At 59.1% G+C, this 22,857-nt stretch carries 20 protein-coding genes; 8 read left to right on the top strand and 12 right to left on the bottom strand.

Annotation, left to right across the window (positions count from 1 at the left end):
- The first annotated feature begins 105 nt into the window (after positions 1–105).
- Positions 106–405, top strand: coding sequence for a hypothetical protein (locus tag ACR0B5_RS15325; RefSeq protein WP_170473702.1), 300 nt, complete (start codon positions 106–108; stop codon positions 403–405).
- 56 nt (positions 406–461) lie between these two features.
- On the opposite strand, the gene ACR0B5_RS15320 is transcribed toward ACR0B5_RS15325, so the two are convergent.
- The 9 genes from ACR0B5_RS15320 to ACR0B5_RS15280 form a co-directional block, all read right to left on the bottom strand.
- Positions 462–1,673 (bottom strand): aminopeptidase P family protein, encoded by a 1,212-nt coding sequence (locus ACR0B5_RS15320; protein WP_480541538.1) that lies wholly within the window; start codon positions 1,671–1,673, stop codon positions 462–464.
- 160 nt (positions 1,674–1,833) lie between these two features.
- Positions 1,834–3,045 carry an ABC transporter permease gene (locus ACR0B5_RS15315; RefSeq protein ID WP_480541536.1) on the bottom strand — a complete coding sequence of 404 codons (1,212 nt, stop codon included), beginning with the start codon at positions 3,043–3,045 and terminating at the stop codon, positions 1,834–1,836.
- Between the two features lie 5 nt (positions 3,046–3,050).
- Positions 3,051–4,325: an ABC transporter permease gene (locus tag ACR0B5_RS15310; RefSeq protein ID WP_170556043.1), complete on the bottom strand. Its 1,275-nt coding sequence runs from the start codon at positions 4,323–4,325 to the stop codon at positions 3,051–3,053.
- A 70-nt stretch (positions 4,326–4,395) separates the two neighbouring features.
- Complete coding sequence (locus tag ACR0B5_RS15305; RefSeq protein ID WP_480541534.1) at positions 4,396–5,487, bottom strand: extracellular solute-binding protein; 1,092 nt, start codon at positions 5,485–5,487, stop codon at positions 4,396–4,398.
- A gap of 102 nt (positions 5,488–5,589) precedes the next feature.
- Positions 5,590–6,690: an ABC transporter ATP-binding protein gene (locus ACR0B5_RS15300; RefSeq protein WP_170556042.1), complete on the bottom strand. Its 1,101-nt coding sequence runs from the start codon at positions 6,688–6,690 to the stop codon at positions 5,590–5,592.
- A gap of 136 nt (positions 6,691–6,826) precedes the next feature.
- Positions 6,827–7,537: an aspartate racemase/maleate isomerase family protein gene (locus ACR0B5_RS15295; RefSeq protein WP_170556041.1), complete on the bottom strand. Its 711-nt coding sequence runs from the start codon at positions 7,535–7,537 to the stop codon at positions 6,827–6,829.
- The gene (locus tag ACR0B5_RS15290) at positions 7,534–8,679 is read right to left on the bottom strand and encodes a M24 family metallopeptidase (protein ID WP_170556040.1); all 1,146 of its coding nucleotides are present in this window, start codon (positions 8,677–8,679) and stop codon (positions 7,534–7,536) included. Before ACR0B5_RS15290 ends, ACR0B5_RS15295 begins: the two co-directional genes overlap by 4 nt.
- Positions 8,676–9,719: a pyridoxal-phosphate dependent enzyme gene (locus ACR0B5_RS15285; protein ID WP_480541532.1), complete on the bottom strand. Its 1,044-nt coding sequence runs from the start codon at positions 9,717–9,719 to the stop codon at positions 8,676–8,678. Before ACR0B5_RS15285 ends, ACR0B5_RS15290 begins: the two co-directional genes overlap by 4 nt.
- A gap of 64 nt (positions 9,720–9,783) precedes the next feature.
- Complete coding sequence (locus ACR0B5_RS15280; RefSeq protein ID WP_480541530.1) at positions 9,784–10,623, bottom strand: LysR family transcriptional regulator; 840 nt, start codon at positions 10,621–10,623, stop codon at positions 9,784–9,786.
- Between the two features lie 106 nt (positions 10,624–10,729).
- Between ACR0B5_RS15280 and ACR0B5_RS15275 the strand changes: the two genes are divergently transcribed.
- The 6 genes from ACR0B5_RS15275 (at position 10,730) to speB (ending at position 16,609) form a co-directional block, all read left to right on the top strand.
- On the top strand, positions 10,730–11,329 hold the full coding sequence (locus tag ACR0B5_RS15275) for an amino acid synthesis family protein (protein ID WP_480541528.1): 600 nt from the start codon (positions 10,730–10,732) through the stop codon (positions 11,327–11,329).
- On the top strand, positions 11,301–12,089 hold the full coding sequence (locus ACR0B5_RS15270; protein WP_170641280.1) for an alpha/beta fold hydrolase: 789 nt from the start codon (positions 11,301–11,303) through the stop codon (positions 12,087–12,089). The genes ACR0B5_RS15275 and ACR0B5_RS15270 overlap by 29 nt, the downstream gene beginning before the upstream one ends.
- Positions 12,086–13,006 (top strand): flavin reductase family protein, encoded by a 921-nt coding sequence (locus tag ACR0B5_RS15265; RefSeq protein WP_480541526.1) that lies wholly within the window; start codon positions 12,086–12,088, stop codon positions 13,004–13,006. The genes ACR0B5_RS15270 and ACR0B5_RS15265 overlap by 4 nt, the downstream gene beginning before the upstream one ends.
- Positions 13,006–14,040: an LLM class flavin-dependent oxidoreductase gene (locus ACR0B5_RS15260; RefSeq protein WP_170692754.1), complete on the top strand. Its 1,035-nt coding sequence runs from the start codon at positions 13,006–13,008 to the stop codon at positions 14,038–14,040. The genes ACR0B5_RS15265 and ACR0B5_RS15260 overlap by 1 nt, the downstream gene beginning before the upstream one ends.
- 9 nt (positions 14,041–14,049) lie before the next feature.
- The gene (locus tag ACR0B5_RS15255; protein ID WP_480541524.1) at positions 14,050–15,528 is read left to right on the top strand and encodes an aldehyde dehydrogenase; all 1,479 of its coding nucleotides are present in this window, start codon (positions 14,050–14,052) and stop codon (positions 15,526–15,528) included.
- A 97-nt stretch (positions 15,529–15,625) separates the two neighbouring features.
- A complete protein-coding gene (speB, locus tag ACR0B5_RS15250; protein ID WP_480541522.1) occupies positions 15,626–16,609 on the top strand; it encodes an agmatinase in 984 nt (327 codons plus the stop codon).
- Positions 16,610–16,639: 30 nt separating this feature from the next.
- On the opposite strand, the gene ACR0B5_RS15245 is transcribed toward speB, so the two are convergent.
- The 3 genes from ACR0B5_RS15245 to ACR0B5_RS15235 all read right to left on the bottom strand — a co-directional run bounded on the left by ACR0B5_RS15245 (position 16,640) and on the right by ACR0B5_RS15235 (position 21,753).
- Positions 16,640–17,629 carry a GlxA family transcriptional regulator gene (locus ACR0B5_RS15245; protein ID WP_419739271.1) on the bottom strand — a complete coding sequence of 330 codons (990 nt, stop codon included), beginning with the start codon at positions 17,627–17,629 and terminating at the stop codon, positions 16,640–16,642.
- 15 nt (positions 17,630–17,644) lie between these two features.
- Entirely contained in the window at positions 17,645–20,113 is a 2,469-nt protein-coding gene (locus ACR0B5_RS15240; RefSeq protein ID WP_480541520.1) for a GcvT family protein, read from the bottom strand.
- 119 nt (positions 20,114–20,232) lie between these two features.
- Positions 20,233–21,753: a trimethylamine methyltransferase family protein gene (locus tag ACR0B5_RS15235; RefSeq protein WP_480541518.1), complete on the bottom strand. Its 1,521-nt coding sequence runs from the start codon at positions 21,751–21,753 to the stop codon at positions 20,233–20,235.
- 90 nt (positions 21,754–21,843) lie between these two features.
- Between ACR0B5_RS15235 and ACR0B5_RS15230 the strand changes: the two genes are divergently transcribed.
- A complete protein-coding gene (locus tag ACR0B5_RS15230; protein WP_480541516.1) occupies positions 21,844–22,755 on the top strand; it encodes a LysR substrate-binding domain-containing protein in 912 nt (303 codons plus the stop codon).
- The last annotated feature ends 102 nt before the right edge of the window (positions 22,756–22,857 follow it).

The raw sequence follows: 22,857 nt of genomic DNA, 5'->3' as shown, positions 1-22,857 counted from the left end.
GTACTCTATGCCATGCGTATTAACGCATCCTTAAATTGACAAGCCTAGAATTATTTTCCTGTAGTGTGATCAAATACAGCGTACCCCAATCAATCAGGACCGAATATGGCCGTCGTTACCATGCCTGCGCAGACAGCCCAACGGCTGAAGGACGAAATTCTCAAGCTATCGCAATCTGTTGAGGTCAAAATGTTTCTGGCCAAAGACGTCGTTCAACTGATCGGTTTCACCGAAGAAGAGATCGCAGGTTTTGGCGGAGAAACCGGCGATGCGGTCATTTTGGCAGTGCGGGACCTTGAGGCTCTAAAGCAAGCTATTCCACAATCAGCCGGGGATCGCCTGAACTATATCCCGATCGTGAACGAAAAAGCCAAGGCCAAGCTGGATCCGTTTTATCAGGCCTAGACTGCACTCTGTGTGTTTGCGGCAAAGGGTGAGGCACACGCCCCACCCCCTTGGTATCACGCGTCGATGATGTTGTGGCCGGGACCGTAGGGGAAGCCGGTGATGTTCTCGGCCGCGTCTTCTTCGACCACTAGAATATCATGCTCACGGTAGCCTCCGGCGCCGGGCTGGCCTTCGGGGATCCAAAGCATCGGCTCGATCGAGACGACCATGCCGGGTTCCAGAACCGTGTCGATATCCTCGCGCAGTTCCAAACCCGCCTCGCGCCCGTAGTAGTGGCTGAGCACGCCGAAGGAATGGCCATAACCGAAAGAGCGGTAATGCAGCAGGCCCTCATCTTCAAAGAAGCGGTTGATCTCAGCGGTGATGCCGGAACAGGTCGCGCCGGGTTTGATCAGGCCCAGGCCAAGCTCATGCGCGGCGACGTTGGCCTTCCAGATGCGTAGGCTTTCGGCGTCGGGTTCGCCCAGAAACAGAGTGCGCTCCAATGCGGTGTAGTACCCCGAAATCATCGGGAAAGTGTTCAGCGACAGGATATCGCCCTTTTGCAGTGCCCGTTTGGTGACGGGGTTATGCGCGCCATCGGTGTTGAGGCCGGACTGGAACCAGACCCAAGTGTCGCGGTATTCTGCGTCGGGATAAGCGCGGGCGATCTCCGCCTCCATCGCGTCGCGACCGGCCATGGCGATCTCGATTTCGGTTGCGCCTTCGCGGATGGCGGCGTGGATGGCGGCTCCGCCCACGTCAGCGGTTCGGGCGCCACCTTTGATCAACTCGATCTCTTCGGCGGATTTCACCATACGGGCCGCCATGGTGTCGGATGCGATGTCCACCAATTCAGGCTGGCCCAGCATCGCCAAAGCCGTATCGCGCGCGGCGAGTGTCATGTGATCGCTCTCAACTCCGATCCGTTTCGCGCCGCCGATCAGGCTGGCCACCGCGCGCCAGTAATTGTCACGCTTCCAATCGGTGTAGATCACGTTGTCCTCGACCGAGCGGCGCCACGGCTGGCCCGCGTCGATATTGGCCGAAACCGTAGTGCAGGCGTCCTGCGTGACTACGCAGCCATAGGGCCGGCCAAAGGCGCAGTACAGAAAGCCCGAGTAATAGGCGATGTTCTGCATCGACGTCAGCAGCACCACGGGAATATCCCGCGCGGCCATAATGTCGCGCAGTTTGCCCAGACGGCGGTCATATTCGCCTTTGCTGAACGGCATCGGGGCCTTATCGCCATTGTGGCAGGTAAAGAATTCGGGGCGATTTGTCATGTTCAGGTCTCTCATCTTTGCCGGGCGGCATACCCGGCCACTTGTCCCGGCGTTCAGGACAGGCGGTCTCGGGGTCCGAGAGCCGATCATCCCAGTGCGCCCGCGACGCCATCGCGGCTGGGATGAACAGGTGAATCGTTAGATCAGGCGCGCGCTTGCGTCAAGCGGGGGAAAGCCCCCGCAGACGCTCGGACCGACGGCGTAGCAGTTCGACCGTGGTTAGCAGCGCGATCGAGATCACCACAAGGATCGTGGCCACTGCCAGAATTGTCGGGCTGATCTGTTCGCGCAAACCAGTGAACATCTGCCATGGCAGGGTTTTTTGGCTGGCCGAGCCGACGAACAGCACCACGACCACCTCGTCGAACGAGGTGATGAAGGCAAACAAACCACCCGAGATCACGCCCGGCAGAATCAGCGGCATCTGGATCTTGAAGAAGGTCCGCACCGGCCCCGCACCCATATTCGCCGCCGCCCGCGTCAGCGAGCGGTCAAAGCCGACCAGCGTGGCGGTCACGGTGATGATGACGAACGGGATGCCCAGAACGGCATGCGCGAGGATGACCTTCACATAGCCAACGAAGTTCTTGTTCATACCCAGCGTGCCTTCCATGAAGCGGCCGATATCGCTGTAGAAAAAGAACATGCCAGTGGCCGAGATGATCAGTGGCACGATCATGGGTGAGATCAGGATACCCATGATGGCACGGCGGCCGGGAACATGGCTCTGGCTCAGGCCGATGGCCGCGAGCGTGCCAAGCGAGACAGAGATCACCGTCGCAATCGGCGCGATGATCAGAGAGTTCTTGAAGCTGCGCTGCCATTCATTGTTGGTGAAGAAGTCGCGGTAATGCTTCAGCGAATACCCCTCGGGGTCCAGCCGCAACATCTCGGGCGTGAAGGTAAAGAAGTCCTGCGCGTTGAACGACAGTGGCAGAACCACAAGGATCGGCGTGATCAGGAAGACGAAGATTGCACCGCAGATCACTCGGAACAGGTAGTGATAGAACACCTGCTTCGCAGTCAGATATGGCAGTAATTTACGGCGATAGCGGCCCTCATACAGCCAGTAGATGAACCATGCGAAGAACCAGCCGCCCAACAGGCCTAGAACGCCGCCCATTGGACCCGAAATCAGAAATCCGGCGATGCCAAAGCCCAAAATGGTGATCCAGCGGGCCAGATTCTCATTCTTTAGAACAGTGATGTAGATCCAAGCCAGCGCCGCGATCAGGGCGGCTCCGCCAATGATGCCCAGAAAGATCGAACCGTTACCTGCGCCAACGAAGACACCGGCGAAGGCCCCTGCCAGCGCAACGCTTGGCAGAACCATGGACATCGGTTTGCGGGAAATCGGAGTAAGTGCGGCCATGTCGATTATCCCAACTTCACGTTATCAATGCCGACGATCTTGTCGTAACACCAGTAGAGCAACAACACGACGGCCAACAGGATCGTGCCCAGCGCAGCCGCCAGCCCCCAGTTCAGCGAGGACGAGATGTGGTACGCAATCCGGTTCGAGATGAAGACGCCCTTGGTGCCGCCCACGATCTCGGGCGTGATGTAGTAGCCGATGGCCAGAATGAACACGAGGATCGACCCCGCGCCAATGCCCGGAATGGATTGAGGGAAATAGATGCGCCAGAAGGTCGTCCAATTCGTCGCGCCCATGGATTTCGCGGCGCGCGTGTAGGACTCGGGTATTGTTTGCATCACCGAGTACATCGGCAGGATCATAAACGGCAGCAGAATATGCGTCATCGCGATGATCGTACCGATCTGGTTGTTGATGATGACAAGTCGGGCGTCATCGGCCACCAATCCGAGCCAGACTAGCGTTTCGTTGATCACACCCTGTTGTTGCAGCATGACCTTCCACGCCGACGTTCGCACCAGAAGCGAGGTCCAGAAGGGTAACAATACAAGGATCATCAGCAAGTTGGACACCCGCATCGGTAGGGTCGCCAGCAGGTAACTGACCGGATAGGCCAACAGGATACAGGACGCGGTAATCACCAACGACATGAACAGTGTGCGCCCGAACAGCTTGATCAGAATCTGCTTGTCCTCAGGCTGCGCCTGCGCGCCTTCGGGTGTGCGGCGCATATCGACCGCGTTTAGGAAATAGCCGTTCGTCACAGCGGGCGAGTGAGTCTTGATCACCGCCCAAGTCTGCGGTTCGCCCCAGCCCTCGTGGATTTCGATCACCTGATCCTTGAACGGCCCATCTGTTTCGGGATCCAGCTTACCCATTTTCCGACCGGAGCGGCGGAACATCGAGGACATGCCTGTCTCTTCGTAGTTCAAGCGCGAACCCAGTCGGGTATGTGTCTTGTTGTCGACAGCCACGACCATGTCGCGGACAAAGGCATCATAGACGGCCTCGTCAGGCAGTTCGCCACTGTTTTCGTCCCAGCTTTGCAAGGCTTCGACCGTCAAGGGCAGGGTTTGCTGCACAATGCTGTTTTCCACCGACCGGAAAAGCATTGATGCAATCGGCACGATGAACGAGAACAGCACGAACAGTAGCAGAGGGGCCACCAGCATCAGCGCCCGCAGCTTTTGTCGCCTCAACGAACGTGCCAGCGATTGCTTGAGCGGCGTTCCATCCGCTGCCAGCATAGGTCCGGCGTTTTGGCTTGCGTCAGTCATCAGTGCCCCTTGGGTTTTCTTTGGTCCGGGGGCGGCGCACCGCCCCCGACTTTGTCATGAAATCAGACGCTTATTGCGCCAACCACGCCTGGAACTTGGCGTCGATGTCGTCGCGGTAGTCAGCCCAGAACTCGTAGTTATACAGGAACGTGTTCTTGGCGTTGTTCGGATCGGTCGGCATGTGCGGTGCCATGTCGATACCCAGATCGGCATGCTGACCCACCAGCGGAGCCGACGAGGCACGGGCCGGACCGTACGAGATGTACTTGGCCTGATCCGCAAGACGCTGGGTGTCGGTCGCGAACATGATGTAGTCCAGTGCGCGTGCCTGACGCTCTTCGCTCAGACCGGCCGGGATGATCCAACCGTCCAGATCGAACACCTGCGCGTCCCACAGCATGGCAACGGGCTGGTTCTGTTCTTCGATCACGCTGAACAGACGACCGTTATAGGTCGAGCCCATGATGACCTCGCCATCAGCCAGCAGCTGGGGCGTATCAGCACCTGCCGACCACCAGACAACGCTGTCCTTGATGGTGTCGAGCTTGGCCAGAGCCTGATCCTGACCCTCTGCAGTCGCCAGCACGTCATAAACTTCGTCCTTGGCAACGCCGTCACAGATCAGAGCCCATTCCATGTTGTTGATCGGACGCTTTTCCAGCGAGCGCTTGCCCGGATAGTTTTCCAGATCAAACACGGCGCAGACGTCTGTCGGCGGCGTGTCACCGACCAAGTCGGTGCGATAGCCGAACGTGGTCGAGTAAACGATCTGCGGGATAAAGCAGTCGCTGACCAGCAGATCACCGAAGTCTTCGGATGCGGGCGTGCCATCAGGTGCCGGGGCCAGCATGGTGTCGGGATCGATTTCCATCGCCAGACCTTCGTCGCACAGACGGATCGCGTCCGCCGCAACAACGTCAACCACGTCCCAGGTGATGTTCCCGGCTTCGTTCATCGCGCGCAGCTTGGCAACCGCTTCGGCCGAGCTGTCATCGTTCAGGATGGTGACGCCAGTCTTTTCCGAATAGGGCTCGTGATAGGCCTTGAGCTGCGATTTGGAATAGGCCCCGCCCCATGAGACGATGGTCATCTCTTCGGCGGAAACGCCACCGGCCGCTGTTGCCAGAGCCGCTGCAGTCAGCAGTGTCTTTGTTGGTTTCATGTAAAACTCCCAGTATTTCCCGTTTGTTGTATGGTCAGCCGACGCACGGGTTTTCGCCAGCCGGTCCCTCAGTGTAACCGCACTTGTGCCGCGCGGCTTGGTCTATGCGTCAAGCGCACGACAATCCTTTGCCAGCCAACCGATATCGATCTCTTGACCGGGTTGCAGGCGAATAGCATCGGGGGCATTCCGTGTCTTGACGATGAACTCGTCATTGCCCGCTACAGACATGCGGAAGCGGAACACGTCGCCCATATAGATGAATTCCTTGACCGTCGCCTTCAGCGTATGCGCGTCGGCATGCAGACGATCCTTGTTGAATTCCACGCGCTCCGGCCGGATCGAAACCTTTGTCCGTTCGCCCGGATTGTGCACATTGATCGGCACCGCATCAATTTCTGATCCGTCATCCAGCTGCACCACACAGCCGTCGCCGTCTATTGATTTGACCACACCTTCCAGCGTGTTGTTCTCGCCGATGAACTGCGCGACGAAGCTGTTGTCGGGTTCTTCATAAAGTTGATCCGGCGGAGCCAGCTGCTGAATGCGGCCATCGTCAAACACAGCAACCCGGTCTGACATGGTCAGCGCCTCGGTCTGGTCGTGGGTCACATAGACGGTCGTGATGCCCAGCTCATGCGCGAGGCGAGTTATTTCGAACTGCATGTGCTCGCGCAGCTGTTTGTCCAGCGCGCCCAGCGGCTCGTCCATCAGCACTAGTTCCGGCTCGAACACCAGCGCACGGGCCAAGGCGATCCGCTGTTGCTGACCACCTGAAAGCTGCGCCGGACGACGCCCGCCAAAGGCACCCATCTGCACCATGTCCAAAGCGCGCTTGACCTTCTCGTCACGCTCGGACTTGCCCAGCTTGCGAACTTCTAAAGGAAACGAAAGGTTTTCGGCCACCGTCATGTGCGGGAACAGAGCGTAATTCTGAAACACCATGCCAATCCCACGTTTGTGCGGCGGGATATTGTTGATGGGTTTTCCATCCAGCAGGATTTCACCATGGGTAGCGGTTTCAAACCCGGCGAGCATCATAAGGCAAGTTGTCTTGCCTGAACCTGACGGCCCGAGCATTGTCAGAAACTCGCCCTTCGGCATTGCAAGGTTGAGATCTTTAACGACGAGATTCTCGCCATCATAAGACTTCTGAACGCGTTGAAATTCGACAAACGCGGCGTCGTTCGTTGTACCGGTCACAAGACCCCCTGTTTCGTCAAATGATTACCCGAGGCTTTCGGATTTCATTGATCTGTGATCCACAGTTAAGACCAAGCGATACGCACTTGGCAACAAGTTATGGTGCTTTTGCCAAAATTGAGTTCACACTTACTTGTCAATGCACAGCGTTTAAGCGCCTCATATGCCACGCAAGGCATTGATTACTCGACAAAACAGGTTTTCCGATCCGCTCTTGGATTTTCGGTATCGCGTCGAGAGTTCGCAGGTTGGTACAACTCAGGAACACCGCCTCGACCGCTGAATCTGCTCCCAGTTCGGAGGCTGCCACGACCACGGATTCCGTCGATATCCGCGCCACCTTGGCCTCTTCTGCCTGCCCGAAACTTGCGAACACATCCATGCTTATGCCATTGGCCTGAAACGCGGTACGCAGCGGTATGTTGACCTGTTCAATGTAAGGCGACAGCAGGGCAAATTTCGAAACGCCTAGGTCGGCGGCGCAAGCGGTCGCCGCGCGGAGAGGATTCGTGACTTCACGGGTATTGCATGTCTGCTTGACCAGTTCCGCGACGCGCTCTGACCCGATCACCGAACTGGCCGAGGTGCAGCCGTAGCCCACAACATTGTAGGGTCGCGCATTGGGAAGCAAACGCGCTGCTGCCGGCAGCGCCTTCTCCATCTCGGCAAGGCTTTCGGTCGTCACCTCGATCCCGCTTGGAATGCGCGTGACGTGCAGCGGGTATTTACGGTCCGCGAAATATGCGCCGAATTCAGGCTCGAGCGTCTCATCGACCTGCAAAACGATCAGCCCCAGCGGCGAGGCGCTTGGATCGTCTTCATCCAGAGTGTAAGGGACATAGGTCATAGCTGCACCATCTCCGGCCCGATCCTTGGGCTGATAAACCGTGGGGTGCCGTCCGTGATGACGATGTTTTCCTCATGCACCAGAATTTTGTCACCGACGGCGATGCCCGGTTCCAGTGTCAAAACCATGCCCGGTTCCAGAACGGTGTTGTCCGTCGGAATCAGGGATGGCCATTCGGTGAGGGACATTCCCAAACCATGGCCCAGACGACCCGCATCCGTACCCTCTGCATCCGCCGTGAGAACGGTGTTCATGGCATGAAACAAATCCGCTGCGGTTGTGCCCGGCCGGGCGATTTCGAACGCGGCATCCGAGGCTTCGATCAACCGGGCATAGGCGTTTGCCACATCAGGTCGAGGCGGGCCAACCGACCAGTTTCGGTCGAAGTCACAGAGATACCCGTCCCAAACCAATCCGGTGTCCAACATCAACACATCACCAAGCGCCAGCGGTACGCCAGAGGCTGGTGAAATCACATCCGCGTAGCCGCCCTGCTCTGCCCCGCCGGCAAGATAAGGCACCCAATCGGCGCCCTCCTCTAGGCACAACATCTGAAAGCGGCGGAACACTTCATCCAATGGCATCCCCTCCCCCGCGATCTCAGGGACGCGGGCAAAGGCCCGACCGGCAATGCCGCAAGCAGTTTCGATCTTGGCAATCTCGGCCTCGGACTTGACCATACGCAACTGGCGCAGGATGCCCCTGTCGCCTGTCAGCGTCCGTGTTCCAAGCAGGCCGCGCAAACGATCAAGGTCTGCCAAAGGCATACGGAGGTGAGTCTCATGCCCATCCGGCGTCCCAATTCGTCCCTCTGTGGGCGCCACCTCGACCAGCGCGTCGCATAGCAGAGAGACACCGTCATCTTCCAGATCAGGCGCGCTCCAGGTGCGGATGTCGTCGATCCATGTCTGCGCCATGAGGGCTGCCCCGATCGACGGGAACACCGCGATCGGCTTGCCATCGGCTGGCACGATCAGGAACCATGGGCGGGTCGGGCTTTCCCAGAACCGGGTCAGAAATCCGGTGAAATAGCGTACATCCGTCTCAGTTGTCAGCAAAAGCGCCGACAGGCCCGCCGCATCCATCAACTGCTGCGCGCGCTTGGTGCGCGCTTCAAACTCGGATGGCGCAAACCCCCTCATTCTGCGGTCTCGGAGAGGATGCACAGCACGCGCGAGGCCTCGGTCATTCCCAATTCGGCCCGCGCCCGGTCATTTAAAACGGCTGCGAGCCCGGCGCCGCCCGAGGCTGTTGTCTCCAACCCCGCCGCGGCCATGGCGGGCAGTTTCTCGGACACGTCCTCATCCGAAAGTGTCAGAAACAGGTCGGCATCGCGCGCCAATCCATTCAATGCGATCAACGACGGCTCCTTGCAGTCCAAACGCCCCATGATGCTATCAGGCCCATCGGCGAACACGCACGACCCGGCCTCGATACTGGCCTGCAGGGCGGGCGCGGCTTCAGGCTCGACCACGACTATTTTTGGCGCGTCGCCCCAGGCTTTGCGCGCATAGGCAGCGACAGCCCCGGCCAGACCACCAACACCGGCCTGCAACATGATGTGAGTCGGAACTTCGGGGCATTGGTCGACCGCTTCGGCCGCCATTTGCAGATACCCCTCCATCAGGGTCCACGGCAGTTCATAATACCCGTCCCACGAACTGTCCGAGAGAAGGATCCACCCGTTCTCCTCAGCCGCCGCGCTTGCCGCTTGCATGCTGGCCGCATAGTCAGAGCCACTGCGAACCACATCAGCACCTTGGCCATTCAACCGTGCGGCAAAGCTCTCGGGCACCGTCTCGGCGATATAGACAACCGCCTTCGCGCCAAACATCCGCGCACCCGCCGCAACACTCATCCCGTGATTCCCGGCGCTTGCTGTCACGTAGGTTGACCCTGCCAACGTGTCTGCCCCCGGCGCGTCCGAGGCTTCGGCAGCATGGCGCGCAATCACATAGGCCGCGCCGAGGGCCTTGAACGAGCCCAGATTCATGCGCGCGCGTTCATCCTTGACCCAAAGCTGCGCAACCGGGGCGAGGCCTGCGGCATTCACCAACGGTGTCTCTTTCGCCGCTGGGCACATGGACAACAAGGCCGCAACGCGGGCCGCATCTGTCGACGGATAAGGAGCCGAGGGCGCAAGCTTGGGATCTGCCCGGTGTGTATTCGCAACGATCTTCATGTATCTCCCCGCCTTTTTGCCTGACGTGATCTGATCGCTCCTGATCTGTCAACTCTCCTGATCGTTAACCGACCTGCTCCAACAGCCAGTCATGAAACAACCCAGCCGCCGGGTTCGAGCTATTCGCGGATAGAAAATACCCCTCATTGCTGTCGATTGAGTAGTCATGCGCGCGCTCGACCACGCCCGTATCAAGCGCGTGTTTTGCTAAAAGCTCACTCACCAAAGCCACGCCCCCCCCATGCACCGCCAATTGAAGCGCCATTCCGAAAGTATCCACAAAAATGGTGGGCTGGCTTTGTAGCCCTTGGCTTTCCAACCATCGACTCCACCCACCTGACGTCCCTACAGCCTCAATCAAAGGCAAGTCCGATATATCCCCCAAAAGGGCCGGAGATTTAAAAGGAACAAGCCGGTCCGGCATCAGGCGAATAGCCCCCTGCCCCACCTGTTTCTTCGATCCGAACCGCACCTGCACATCCGCTTGGGATGCATTGAAGTCATCGGGCCAAATCGCGCTGAGCAGTCGCACGCGAATGTCCGGGTGCTGACGTGCAAACGCGGGCAGATGTGGTGCGATGACCCATTGCGCGATACTGACCGAGGTCGCGACCGTCAGAACGTCTCCGGATGCGTTCGTGTCGACCTGTCCGGCGGCAACAGCCAGCGCCTCAAGCGCCCTACCCACCTCGGGCAACAGCTTTCTCCCCGCATCCGTCAGCGCCAAACTGCGCGGATGGCGCACGAAAAGGGACGCCCCCAAACGCAATTCAAGTGACTTCACCTGCTGGCTGACCGCCGATTGGGTCAGACCGATTTCCTCGGCCGCAGCGGTAAAGCTAAGCGTGCGGGCGGCGGCCTCGAAGGATCGGAACCAGGTCAGAGGGGGAAGTGATTTTGCCATAGGCCAAGCTGGTCATTAGTCTTGTTAATGTCAAAGCACATAATTCTATCATTTGTCAAAAATCAGCCCCGTTTCTAACGTCGGCCCGCGCGACAGGAGAAGTTTTATGCAGCCGGAAATACGCAAAATCGTAAACTATGACGAAGAGGTTCTGGTCGAGGGGTTTCGCCCCGCAAAAACCCCATGGCGAATGTTTGCAGTGGCCGCTGTAGTCACCAACCCATGGGCTGGCCGATATGTCGAAGACCTGAAGCCCGAGATTCAGGCCTACGGTCCCGTCCTGGGTGAAATGATGACCAAGCGCATGATTGCGCTGGCCGGAAGCGGAGATACGATTGAGGCTTATGGCAAGGCCGCCGTGGTTGGTCTGAGTGGCGAGGTCGAGCATGCCTCGGGCCTCATTCACACCCTGCTCTTTGGCAATCACTACCGGCAGGCCGTCGACGCAAAGTCATATCTGGCCTTCACCAATACCCGAGGGCCCGCGAACGCTCCGATCATGGTGCCGCTGATGGACAAGAACGACGCCGGGCGGCGCTCGCACTATCTGACCATCCAATTTGCGATCCCCGATGCGCCACGAGACGATGAGATCGTTGTGGTGCTTGGCGCGGCGACCTCGGGCAGGCCGCATCACCGCATTGGCGACCGCTATCAGGACCTCAAGGATTTGGGCCATGACGTGGACAACCCGGCCGCGGTCTGAGATCGGCGGGCTCGCAGCAATCCAGACCGGCGCGGGACCGAATGTCCTGTTGCTGCATGGTGTCGGTTTGCGCGCCGAGGCCTGGGGCGCCCAATTGGACGCGCTGGCATCCGTGGCGCGTCTGACCGCACCGGACATGCCCGGTCATGGCGAAAGCCCAATAGGCAATACGCGCGCAGAACTGTCGGGATACACCGAAGCTACATTGCGCGTTCTGGATCAACTGGGCGGACCAACCGTAGTTGTTGGTCATTCCATGGGCGCAATGATCGCGCTCAATCTTGCGGCCAAGGCACCGCAACATGTCGCCGGCGTCGTTGCACTGAACGCCATTTTCGAACGCAGTGCCGAGGCCACACAGGCCGTCACAACCCGAGCCGCAGCGCTTGACGGTCAAACACCAAGTGATCCGACGGGCACTCTGCAGCGTTGGTTTGGTGATACTGATCCGCCCGAATGCGCTGCCTGCCGGACTTGGCTGACCGCGACAGATCCTGCGGCCTACAAGCAAGCCTATACAGTGTTTGCCAACAGTCCGATCCCGCGCCGGGACGATTTGAAGACGCTCACCTGCCCCGCCTTGTTTATAACGGGCGATCTTGAACCCAACTCGACCCCGGACATGTCACGCGCCATGGCGGAACTTGTTCCAAGCGGGCGGGCGCAGATCATCAAGGGCGCCGCTCATATGATGCCGATGACCCATGCCGCAGAGGTTAACGCAGCCCTTTCGACCTTTCTGAATGAGGTGCAACAATGACCAGTCTCGATCCTCGCGACCTGCGGCGCGCCTTTGGCAGCTTCATGACCGGCGTCACAGTTGTGACGACGCGCAATGCCGCGGGCGTTCCGTTGGGGTTCACTGCCAATTCCTTCTCATCCGTGTCTCTGGACCCGCCGCTTTTGCTGGTTTGCCCGGGCAAGAACCTGTCCTCCTACGATGCCTTCGCGAGCTGCGCGCATTTCGCGGTGAACATTTTGGCTGAGGGGCAAGAGGATGTCTCAAACACCTTCGCAGGGTTCAAAGGGGATCGGTTTGCCAAAACCGCGCATCAGTTGGACGCCAATGGCGTCCCTCTTCTGGATGGCGCAGTTGCGACGTTTTCCTGTCGGGCCCATCAAGCCATCGAGGCTGGAGATCACTGCGTTCTGATCGGAGAGGTTGAGGCCTATTCCTACACAGAAACCCGAGGCCTCGGATACGCAAACGGGCAGTATTTCAGCCTTGGTCTGGAACGCGGCGCGTTGGAGGCCACGGGTCGATCCGTGGTTTGCGGCGCGATCATCGAATGCGACGGAAAGGTGCTGCTGGAAAAAACCGAATCCGGATACCGCCCGCCGCAGATCAGCTTGTCGGATCATCAAGCCCTGCGCGAAAGCCTACAGCAAGACTTGGTGACGCGCGGGATCACAGCGCAGTTGGGTGCGGTTTATTCTGTCTATGACAATGCCACAACCCACCATGTCTATACGCTCGCGTCGGCACCGGCTTTGCCGCTCAACAGCACCCTTGAAGCGGTTGCCATCGAAAACCTTGCAAACCTGACATTCGCAACCCCGGCCATCGCCACCATGATGTCCCGCTTTGCGTTCGAAAGCCTGACCCGCGACTTTTCCCTCTATCTCGGCGATGCACAGCGGGGCGAAATACATACTCTCTCGGAAAGGACTGAATGATGGAGTTTTCCCTCTTTGCTCATATGGAGCGGCTCAACCCCGAACAGCCTCATGAGAAACTGTATGAAGAGTTCATTGAGCTCTGCAAAATGGCCGATGATGCCGGTATGCGCGCGGTGTGGACGGGCGAGCATCACGGGATGGATTTCACCATCGCGCCCAATCCATTGATGTCCCTGGTCGATATCGCGCATCACACCAAAAACATCCGCCTTGGCACCGGCACGGTTATCGCGCCCTTCTGGCACCCGATCAAACTGGCCGGCGAGACGGCCGCAGCCGACCTGATGACTGGGGGACGCATCGAACTGGGTATCGCGCGCGGAGCGTATTCCTATGAATATGAGCGATTGATCCCCGGCATGGATGCCTGGGACGCGGGCCAGCGCATGCGGGAAATCGCCCCCCTGTTGCCCAAATTGTGGGAAGGCGATTGCGCCCATGAGGGGGAGTATTTCCAATTCCCCGCCACCACCTCTGCGCCGAAACCCGTTCAGGACGGAGGGCCACCGATCTGGATCGCGGCCCGCGACCCGAACAGCCATGAATTCGGTGTCCAGAATGGTTTCAACATTCAGGTCACACCGCTCTGGCAAGGTAACGCAGAGATTGAGAGCTTGATGGGCCGCTTCAATGACGCCTGCGCCAACTATGACGGGCCGCGCCCCAAGATCATGCTGCTTCACCACACCTATGTCGGACAGGACGCTGCCGATGTGGATCAGGCAACGCAAGAGCTTTCGCGCTTTTACAACTATTTCGGCGCTTGGTTCCAGAACAAGCGACCCGTACATCAGGGGCTGATCCAAACCCTGACGGATGAGGAAATGGCCGCCAACGCCATGATGGCCCCCGAGAACATGGGTCGCGATCTGACAGTTGGCACGGCTGAGCAGGTCACGGATCGCCTGAAGCACTATGAAGACCTTGGTTATGATGAATACTCGTTCTGGATCGACAGCGGCATGAGCTTTGAGCGCAAGCGCGCTTCGCTGGCCCGGTTCATCGACGACGTGATGCCAAAGTTTCAATAAGGACCCGTGATGCAACAGAACCCACACTATCAGCTTTTCATCGACGGAACCTGGACCGAGGGCGCCAACGGGCAGGTCTTGACCTCGCAAAACCCTGCTACGGGCGAGGCCTGGGCCAGTTTCGCCTGCGCCGCGCCCGAGGATGTGGATCGCGCCATCACGGCGGCGCGTCGATCCCTGAATGACCCGGCTTGGCGGGATCTGACGCAGACCGAGCGTGGCAAACTGTTGTTCAGGCTTGCAGAGCTGATTGAACAAAATGCCAAGCGCCTCGGCGAGATTGAGACGAAAGACAGCGGAAAGCTCCTGGCCGAAACGGCAAGCCAGACGGCCTATGTCGGCGACTACTATCGTTACTACGCTGGTTTGGCCGACAAGATCGAAGGTGCGGTGCTTCCGATCGACAAGCCCAACCTGCATGTCTTTACCCGCCGCGAACCCATTGGCGTTGTCGTCGCAATTGTCCCCTGGAACGCGCAGATGTTCCTGACGGCAACCAAGCTGGGGCCAGCCCTTGCGGCAGGGTGTTCGGTCGTTCTGAAAGCCTCTGAGATTGCGCCCGCGCCCATGCTGGAATTCGCGCGTCTGATCGAGGAGGCCGGTTTCCCGCCCGGCGTCGTCTCGGTCATTACGGGTGACGCAGAAAACTGCGCGATCCCCCTGACCCGACATCCCGACGTGGATCGCATCGCCTTTACCGGCGGCCCGGAAACCGCGCGCCATGTGGTTCGCAACTCGGCTGAAAACTTCGCCGTAACCACGCTGGAGCTCGGCGGAAAATCCCCGATTTTGGTGTTTGACGATGCCAATCTGGACGGGGCCGCAAATGGCCTGATCGCAGGCAATTTCGGAGCCTCTGGGCAAAGCTGCGTCGCGGGCTCACGTGGTTTGATACATCGCCCAATTCTGGAGGCCTTGGCAGCCAGGATCGAAGAGAAGATGAAAAACGTCATCGTAGGCGACCCGTTGAACGCCGCAACCCATATCGGGCCGCTTTGCACCAATGCGCAGATCGCCAATATCAAGACGGTACTGGCAAAATCCTCCGATCAGGGCGCGCGCATCCGGTTTGGGGGCGCGCCCCTCGACCGGCCCGGAAACTTCATGGCGCCCACTCTGGTCGAATGTGCGTCACCCGAGACCGAGACCCTGAAAGTCGAGATGTTCGGGCCCGTCATGTCCCTGTTGCCCTTCGACACCGAGGAAGAAGCAATCGCTCTGGCCAACGAAACCCCGTTCGGGTTGGGATCGGGCGTGTTCACCGAAAATGTCGCCCGCGCGCACCGGGTGTCGTCCCGATTGAAGGCCGGTATTTGTTGGATCAACACCTATCGAGCGGTGTCGCCCATCGCGCCGTTTGGCGGCTACAACCAATCTGGCTATGGCCGCGAAGCGGGGATCGAGGCCATTCAGGACTACACACGCACCAAGACCGTATGGCTGAACACCTCTGATCAACCCATGTCGAACCCGTTCGTGATGCGCTGAGCGTGGCGATAGATTTCGCCCTCTTCTCCACAACCCTATGGCCCTTCTGAAAATTATCCCACACTATGGCGCAAGAATAGCGGTTGGAGACTGAAGAATGAGCGCACATGGATATGAAGGCGGTCGGTTAAACTTGCCCTTTGTCGGGATCTCGACCTTTGGCAAATATCCCTATGTCAGCGACTGGGATGCGATCGACGCTGATGTCGCGATCCTTGGCGCTCCGTTCGACTTTGGCACACAGTTCCGGCCCGGCGCGCGGTTCGGGCCGCGCGCCATCCGCGAAGCCTCGACCCTGTTTTCCTTCGGGCATGGCGGCGCATACGACCACGAGGATGACATCACCTACCTGCCATCGGAAACCACCCGGATCGTGGATCTGGGCGACGCCGACATCGTGCATACCAGCACCGAAAAAAGCCACCAGAACATAAAATTTGGTGTCGAAAAGTGCCTTGAGGCCGGGGCCTTGCCCGTGGTTCTGGGCGGAGATCATTCGGTCAACATCCCCTGCATTGATGCCTTTGCTGCGGATTGCGAAAAGAACGGCCCCATTCACATTGTTCAGATCGACGCGCATCTGGATTTCGTGGATGAACGGCACGGGGTTCGGTTCGGGCATGGAAACCCGATGCGGCGCGCGGCGGAGAAACCCTATGTCTCGGGCCTGACGCAAATCGGCATCCGCAACGTCTCATCGACCGCAAAAGAGGGCTATGAGGATGCCCGTCGTATGGGGTCAGACATCCTGTCTGTTCGCCAGTTGCGCAAACTGGGGACCGAGGCTGTTCTGGATCGGATACCGGAGGGCGCCAGGTACTACGTCACCATAGACATCGACGGGTTCGATCCCTCCATCGCGCCCGGCACCGGCACACCCAGCCATGGTGGTTTCCTGTATTACGAAGTGCTCGAACTGCTCGACGGTCTGACCAAGCGCGGTGATGTGGTGGGTTTGGATCTGGTCGAAGTGGCCCCCGATTATGATCACACGGGCAGCACCGCCATTCTGGCGGCACAAATCCTTATGAACACGATTGGGCGTATTCTGCACCACAAAGGTTCGCCCAGCGCGGGGTAAGAGCAGGTTTTCGGACTGAAGCTCGGTCTTTCAGACCGACTTCTGCTGCATATGCGGAGAGGTTCCGAAATACCTGCGAAAGCATTTGGAGAAATAGCTGGCCGAGCCAAAGCCGCAGGCGATGGCCACATCCAACACCCGCATATCGGTTTGCTGCAACAGGGTGCGCGCACGCTCGAGCCTCAGGCGCGTCATATAGTTCTTTGGGCTTGTGCCCACGTAGCGCTGAAACAGGCGCTCAAGCTGTCGGGTCGAGAGGCCCGCGCTTTCGGCCACGACACTGGGCGACAGCGGGTTTTCAAGATTTTCGCGCATGATCATGATGGCGGTTGCCAGTTTCTCATGACGGCGGCCAAAGCGGAACAGATCCGTCTGCGTTTGCCTGCCGTCCTTTGGACGCACCGACGCATATAGCAATTGATCCGCCACGCGGGAGGCAACAGTCTGACCACAGGCCTGACCGATCAGCGATGAGAACAGATCGAGCGTGGTGACACCTCCACCACAGGTCGCAATCGGGCCTTCATCCACAAAGACCGAGCAGTTGGATTCCACGGTCGGGAACAGCTCAACCATCACGGGTTGCTGTTTCCAATGCGCGCTCAGGCTCTGGCCGCTGGCCACTCCCGCCATGGCCAGAATACCGGACCCACCCCCGATGCCGCAAAGCTGAACGCCGAACCGACGCCCCTGCCGCAACCAGGATTTCAACTCATTCGAGATCGACCGATCCACGGTCATCGGCCCGCAAATGACAATGCAATCGCCCCGGCGGGTCTTGATCAAACCGTCATCAACAGCAACCGTCATCCCCGAGGATGAGGTCACCGCCTCGCCGGTTTCGCTGACGATATTCCATTCAAAAATAGCCTGCTCGGAGGCGGCATTTGCCGCCCCCAATGAGTCGATCCCGGCCCCAAGGTCCAAAGCAGAGAACCCCGGCGTCAGCAGGAAAATGAAGCGGTTCAGCTCATTCACCCGTGTGCTTGCATCTGCAAAATTGATCTCGGGACGACCCATTCCGGCTTTCCTTTCTTACGTCCGCATATTGGCGCCATTGGCGTCATAGGCGGGTGCACCCAGAACTTCGGCGTCGTAGAACTCACCCAGGATTTCCACCTGCAGCTTGGTTCCCGGAGCGGCGCTCTCGGTTGCGACGTAGCCCATCGCCATCGACTTCCCGACGCGGTGGCCGTAGCCGCCGGACGAGACATAACCGACCGCTTCGCCATCTTTCAGGATCGCCTCGTCATTCGAGACATCGATGCCGTCCACGTCGATGGTCATGGTAACCAGCTTGCGGGCAACGCCATCTTCCTTGAATTTCAGCGTCGCATCCTTGCCGACAAAGTCTTTCTTCCAGTTGATGAAGACATCCATGCCGGATTCGACCGCGTTGAAGTCAGGACGGAAATCGGTGGTCCAGACGCCCCAGCCTTTCTCAAGACGCAGCGACATCAGCGCGCGTGCGCCGTACCAGCGATAGCCCAGATCGACCCCGGCCTCTTCGATCGCCTCGGCCAGACGCAGCAGGTACATCGGCTTGCAGTAGATCTCAAAGCCCAGCTCGCCCGAGAACGAGATACGGTTCAGGATCACCGGAACTCCGCCCACGAAGGTCTGGCGCAGATCGCGGAACTTCAGCGCATCGGCGCTGACGTCGTCGCGGGTGATACGGGCCAGCAGCTCGCGCGATTTGGGGCCGGACAGGGCGATCCCGTGCCAGTCATCCGAGACATTGGCATAGGACACATCCGCAGGCAGGTCCTTTTCGAACCAGCGGCGATGCGCATCCTGCATCGTGCCGGAACCGAACAGCATGAAGTGATCGTCACCCAGGCATGCCACGGTCAGGTCCCCATAGAGGCGGCCCTTTTCGGTCAGCATCGGGGTCAGCGCCAGACGGCCCGGTTTCGGGACGTATCCGGCCAGAGTTCGGTTCAGGTAGTCTCGCGCACCGGCACCCTTGAACTCGTGCTTGGCAAAGTTGGCGATTTCGATACCGCCGACGGCCTCTTGCACGGCTTTGACTTCGCGCGCCACGTAGTCGTGGCTGCGGTTCCGCTCAAAGGTCGGGGTTTCATGCGCGTCTTCGGCGTTGTCGGCAAACCACAGGGCGTCTTCCAGACCAAAGCCTTGCCCCATCACCGCCCCCTTGTTGACCAGACGGTCATAGAGCGCGGTGGTTTTCTGCATCCGGCCTTTGGGCAGCGTTTCGTTCGGGAAAGTCATCACGAAGCGGCGCTCGTAGTTTTCCGAGGACTTGATGGTGCCCCAGTCCGGCGTTGCGAATTCGCCAAAGCGGGCCAAGTCCATCGCCCAGACGTCGATCGAGGGCTCGCCGTCGATCATCCATTCGGCCATGGTCAGACCAACACCGCCGCCCTGACAGAAGCCTGCCATGACGCCCACAGCGACCCAGTAGTTCTTCATGCCCGGAACCGGGCCGATCATCGGGTTGCCATCGGGGCCAAACGTGAACGGGCCGTTGATGGTGTCCTTGATGCCGGATTCGCCGATGGCGGGGATACGCTCGAACGACATTTCCAGACGGTCGGCGATGCGGTCCAGATCGGGTTGCAGCAGCTCGTGGCCGAAGTCCCATGGCGTGCCATCGACCTTCCACGGGGTCGATTTCGGCTCATAGGTGCCCAGAAGCATGCCGTGGCGTTCTTGGCGGAAGTAGATGTTGGCCTCATAGTCGATGCCCGCAGGCAGACGACCGGCTTCGCCCATGCTCTCCATGCGGTCTTTGATCATCGGGATCGCGTCGGTGATCAGATAGTGGTGCTCCATCGGCTGTACGGGCAGGTGGATGCCGGACATATGGCCGACTTCACGCGCCCAAAGGCCGCCGCAGTTCACAACCTGCTCAGCATTGATGACGCCTTTGGGGGTGGTCAGATCCCAGCTGCCATCGGGGCGCTGGCTCATCGACGTCACGCCGCAATGGGTGAAATACTGCGCGCCGTGGTGACGGGCGGATTTCGCGAAGGCGTAGGTTGCGCCCGAGGGATCAACGTCGCCGTCTTGCTCATCCCAGAGCGCGGCGTGATAGTGTTTGGGATCGATCAGCGGGTGACGCTCGGCCAGTTCCTGCGGGCTGATGAATTCCTGATGCAGGCCCATATAGCGCGCTTTCGAGCGTTCACGCTTGAGGTAGTCGTACCATTCCTTGGTCGACGCCGCGTAGAAACCGCCGGTGATGTGCATGCCGACCGAGTGACCCGAGGTTTCTTCAATCTCTTTATAGAGATCAATGGTATAGCTCTGCAGGCGCGAGATGTTGGGATCCGAGCTGATCGTGTGGATCTGACCCGCCGCGTGCCAGCTGGAGCCGGATGTCAACTCGTCACGCTCCAGCAAGACAACGTCTTTCCAACCGAACTTGGCCAGGTGAAAGAGGATCGAACAGCCGACAACGCCGCCGCCGATGACAACGACCTTGGCGTGGGAGGGCAGCTTTTTGCCAGACGTGGTTTCGTCTTTTTGAATCTCAGGCATGGGAATTTCCTGTGTCGTTTTCTTGTGGTGATGGGGGAAGGAGGCTGTCTGCCCCCTCTTGAGCCTGCGGCTCAATTCAACCCCGAAGGTATTTCTGGCCAGATGAAGGGATCCCGGTTTTAGTACCAGGCGTCCGGGATCTCTTCTTTGCGTTTGGCCACATAGGCGGCCAGTTCGTCTTTCTTGGCCTCGTCCATGGCGGGGGGCTGGTATTCGTTCAGCATCTGGTTCCAGCGCTCATAGGCGCGGCGGCGCATATCTTTGGAGCCGCCCTCTTCCCAGCTTTCGACGTTTTCGCTGTCGCTGAGCTTGGGTTCGTAGAAGGCAGTTTGGTAGTTGCGCATCGTATGGGCGCAGCCCAGGAAGTGACCACCTGCGTCGACCTCATCATAGGCGTCACGGGCGAAGGCGTCTTCGCTGGTGTCCAGCCCCTGGCTGAGGACCTTCTGGTATGAGCCAAGACGGTCCGCATCCATGATCAGCTTTTCAAATCCAGTACACAGGCCACCTTCGAGCCAACCGGCCGAGTGCAGAACGAAGTTTGCACCGGCGAGCATGGTCGAGTGCATCGAATCCGCCGATTCATAGGCTGCCTGCGCGTCCTCGATCTTGGAGGCGGTCAGAGAGCCTCCGCAGCGCAGCGGCAGACCAGCGCGACGGGCCAGTTGCCCAATGGCGTAGTTCGAGATCACCGGTTCGGGCATACCAAAGGTCGGTGCCCCGGATTTCAGCGACATGGACGACAGGAAGTTGCCGAGAACAAAGGGCGCTCCGGGGCGCAGCAGTTGGACGTAAGCACAGACCATCATCGCCTCGGCCATGGCTTGTGCGACGCTGGCGGCAGTGCTGACCGGACCCATTGCGCCGGACAGGATGAACGGAACCACGACTATGCCTTGGCCACGTGTCGAATAGACCCGAGCCGCTTCGGTGACAACGCGGTCGACCAGCAGGGGAGAATTCGTGTTGACGTTGCCCATGATGACGCAGTTGTCTTCCATGAAATCCGCGCCAAAGATGATCTCGGCCATGTCGACACTGTCTTGCGCGCGGCTCATCTCGGTGATGGCACCCAGATGCGGCTTATCGCTGAGGGTCATATGCGCAAACATCATGTCGAGGTGACGCTTGCTGACCGGAACATCGCAGGGTTCGCAGGTCACGAAACCGCCATGGTGCAGGTTCGGGTGCAGGTAAGTCAGTTTGACCAGCTTTTCGAACGACTCGATGTCGCCATAGCGGCGACCGCCTTCCAGATCACGAACGAAAGGTGCGCCGTAGACGGGCGCGAAAACCTGATTGCCGTCACCGATGACCACTGAGCGCTCAGGGTTGCGCGCCACCTGAGTGAAGCTTTTGGGTGCCCGGGCACACAGGCTGCGAATCCATTGCGCGTCGGCCCGTACGATATCGCCATCGATCCGCGCCCCTTCGTGGCGCCAGAGCTCCAGCGCTTCAGGGTCATCGCGGAAGGCGATTCCCACGTCCTGGAAGATCCAGTCGACTTGAGCCTCAATACGGACCAGATCTTCCTCGTTTAAAGGATCAAAGTACGCCAACTTTCGTTGGATATAGGGGGAGGCCGGGACAGAACCGGCCTCGGAACCGCGGGAACGGGATTGACGTGCGCGCCGAGCCATTAGTAGTACTCCATTTTTTGGGTGCATATTAACTGCCAAGAAAACGCCTGTGACGCTTGAAAATTTGAATGCTTAGCATAAACACAGATTATGCAAGAACTCTGGAAACAGCTTGGCTCCCCCCGCAATCTGGTCGTATTCGAGGCCGCCGCCCGTCTTCAGTCCTTTACCCGCGCCGCGCAGGAGCTGAACGTGCAGCAACCCGCCGTCAGCGTTGCCATTCGCAGGCTGGAAGAAGGCTTGGGAACGCCCCTGTTCACCCGCGGTCACCGCCAGGTCGTCCTGACCGGAGCAGGCGAGCGGCTGCTGGCTGATGTCTCGCGGGCGTTCGATCAATTGGCCCTGTCGGTTGAGTCCATCCGACAGACCAAACAGGCGGGCTATGTCACCCTCAGCGCATCGACGGCCTTCAACAACTATTGGATCATGCCGCGACTGGCCGATCTGCAAAGCCAGCATCCGAAGATCGACTTGCGACTGCAATCCAGTGACCGGGAACCGGATATCGACGCAGAAAATATCAGCCTTGCGGTGCGTCTGGGGGATGGAAACTGGGCGGATTGCGAAAGCGCCCTGATCGCCCCCGAGGCGATCTATCCCGTCGCCTCGCCCCGCGTCATGGCCGCCGCAGTTGATCTGCGAAGCCTGCCCAATCTCCTGTCCCAACGCCTCATTCATCTGGAAGAACCCATTCGTCAGCGTCCGAGTTGGAGCGATTGGTTCGCCAATTTCTCGATCAGGACGGCCGTTCCGAACACCGGGCTGCGGCTGAATGACTATGCGCTTGTCCTGCAGGCGGCCATGGCCGGTGAGGGCTTTGCCTTCGGCTGGAAACACCTGACTGACCGCCTGGTCGATCAGGGTCTGCTGGCTGCCCGATCCGATTGGCAATGGACGACAGGCAAAGGGTTCTATCTCGTCTGGTCCAAGAAAACCCCTCTGTCCGATGATGCGCAAAAGGTAAGAGATTGGATTTTGCGCACTCTGGACGAGGCCGCCTGAGTGCGGCAAGCCATTGATGGGCGCGTGAGCCACACATGCGTCAGGGCCCGCAATCAGCGGATTCTCGCTTCGGTTTAAGGCAAAACCAAAACCACCAGACCT

Source organism: Ruegeria sp. AG1 (assembly GCF_056541705.1).
This window is presented reverse-complemented; position numbering and strand designations above follow the sequence as displayed.

Excerpts from the sequence above, each read along its gene's own strand:
- ACR0B5_RS15290 (WP_170556040.1), bottom strand. The coding sequence starts at position 8,679 with ATGAGGGGGTTTGCGCCATCCGAGTTTGAAGCGCGCACCAAGCGCGCG.
- ACR0B5_RS15310 (WP_170556043.1), bottom strand. The coding sequence starts at position 4,325 with ATGACTGACGCAAGCCAAAACGCCGGACCTATGCTGGCAGCGGATGGA.
- ACR0B5_RS15260 (WP_170692754.1), top strand. The coding sequence starts at position 13,006 with ATGGAGTTTTCCCTCTTTGCTCATATGGAGCGGCTCAACCCCGAACAG.
- ACR0B5_RS15240 (WP_480541520.1), bottom strand. The coding sequence starts at position 20,113 with ATGCCTGAGATTCAAAAAGACGAAACCACGTCTGGCAAAAAGCTGCCC.
- ACR0B5_RS15265 (WP_480541526.1), top strand. The coding sequence starts at position 12,086 with ATGACCAGTCTCGATCCTCGCGACCTGCGGCGCGCCTTTGGCAGCTTC.
- ACR0B5_RS15315 (WP_480541536.1), bottom strand. The coding sequence starts at position 3,045 with ATGGCCGCACTTACTCCGATTTCCCGCAAACCGATGTCCATGGTTCTG.
- ACR0B5_RS15275 (WP_480541528.1), top strand. The coding sequence starts at position 10,730 with ATGCAGCCGGAAATACGCAAAATCGTAAACTATGACGAAGAGGTTCTG.
- ACR0B5_RS15285 (WP_480541532.1), bottom strand. The coding sequence starts at position 9,719 with ATGAAGATCGTTGCGAATACACACCGGGCAGATCCCAAGCTTGCGCCC.
- ACR0B5_RS15295 (WP_170556041.1), bottom strand. The coding sequence starts at position 7,537 with ATGACCTATGTCCCTTACACTCTGGATGAAGACGATCCAAGCGCCTCG.
- ACR0B5_RS15270 (WP_170641280.1), top strand. The coding sequence starts at position 11,301 with ATGACGTGGACAACCCGGCCGCGGTCTGAGATCGGCGGGCTCGCAGCA.
- ACR0B5_RS15320 (WP_480541538.1), bottom strand. The coding sequence starts at position 1,673 with ATGACAAATCGCCCCGAATTCTTTACCTGCCACAATGGCGATAAGGCC.
- ACR0B5_RS15280 (WP_480541530.1), bottom strand. The coding sequence starts at position 10,623 with ATGGCAAAATCACTTCCCCCTCTGACCTGGTTCCGATCCTTCGAGGCC.
- ACR0B5_RS15325 (WP_170473702.1), top strand. The coding sequence starts at position 106 with ATGGCCGTCGTTACCATGCCTGCGCAGACAGCCCAACGGCTGAAGGAC.
- ACR0B5_RS15230 (WP_480541516.1), top strand. The coding sequence starts at position 21,844 with ATGCAAGAACTCTGGAAACAGCTTGGCTCCCCCCGCAATCTGGTCGTA.
- speB (WP_480541522.1), top strand. The coding sequence starts at position 15,626 with ATGAGCGCACATGGATATGAAGGCGGTCGGTTAAACTTGCCCTTTGTC.
- ACR0B5_RS15305 (WP_480541534.1), bottom strand. The coding sequence starts at position 5,487 with ATGAAACCAACAAAGACACTGCTGACTGCAGCGGCTCTGGCAACAGCG.
- ACR0B5_RS15235 (WP_480541518.1), bottom strand. The coding sequence starts at position 21,753 with ATGGCTCGGCGCGCACGTCAATCCCGTTCCCGCGGTTCCGAGGCCGGT.
- ACR0B5_RS15255 (WP_480541524.1), top strand. The coding sequence starts at position 14,050 with ATGCAACAGAACCCACACTATCAGCTTTTCATCGACGGAACCTGGACC.
- ACR0B5_RS15245 (WP_419739271.1), bottom strand. The coding sequence starts at position 17,629 with ATGGGTCGTCCCGAGATCAATTTTGCAGATGCAAGCACACGGGTGAAT.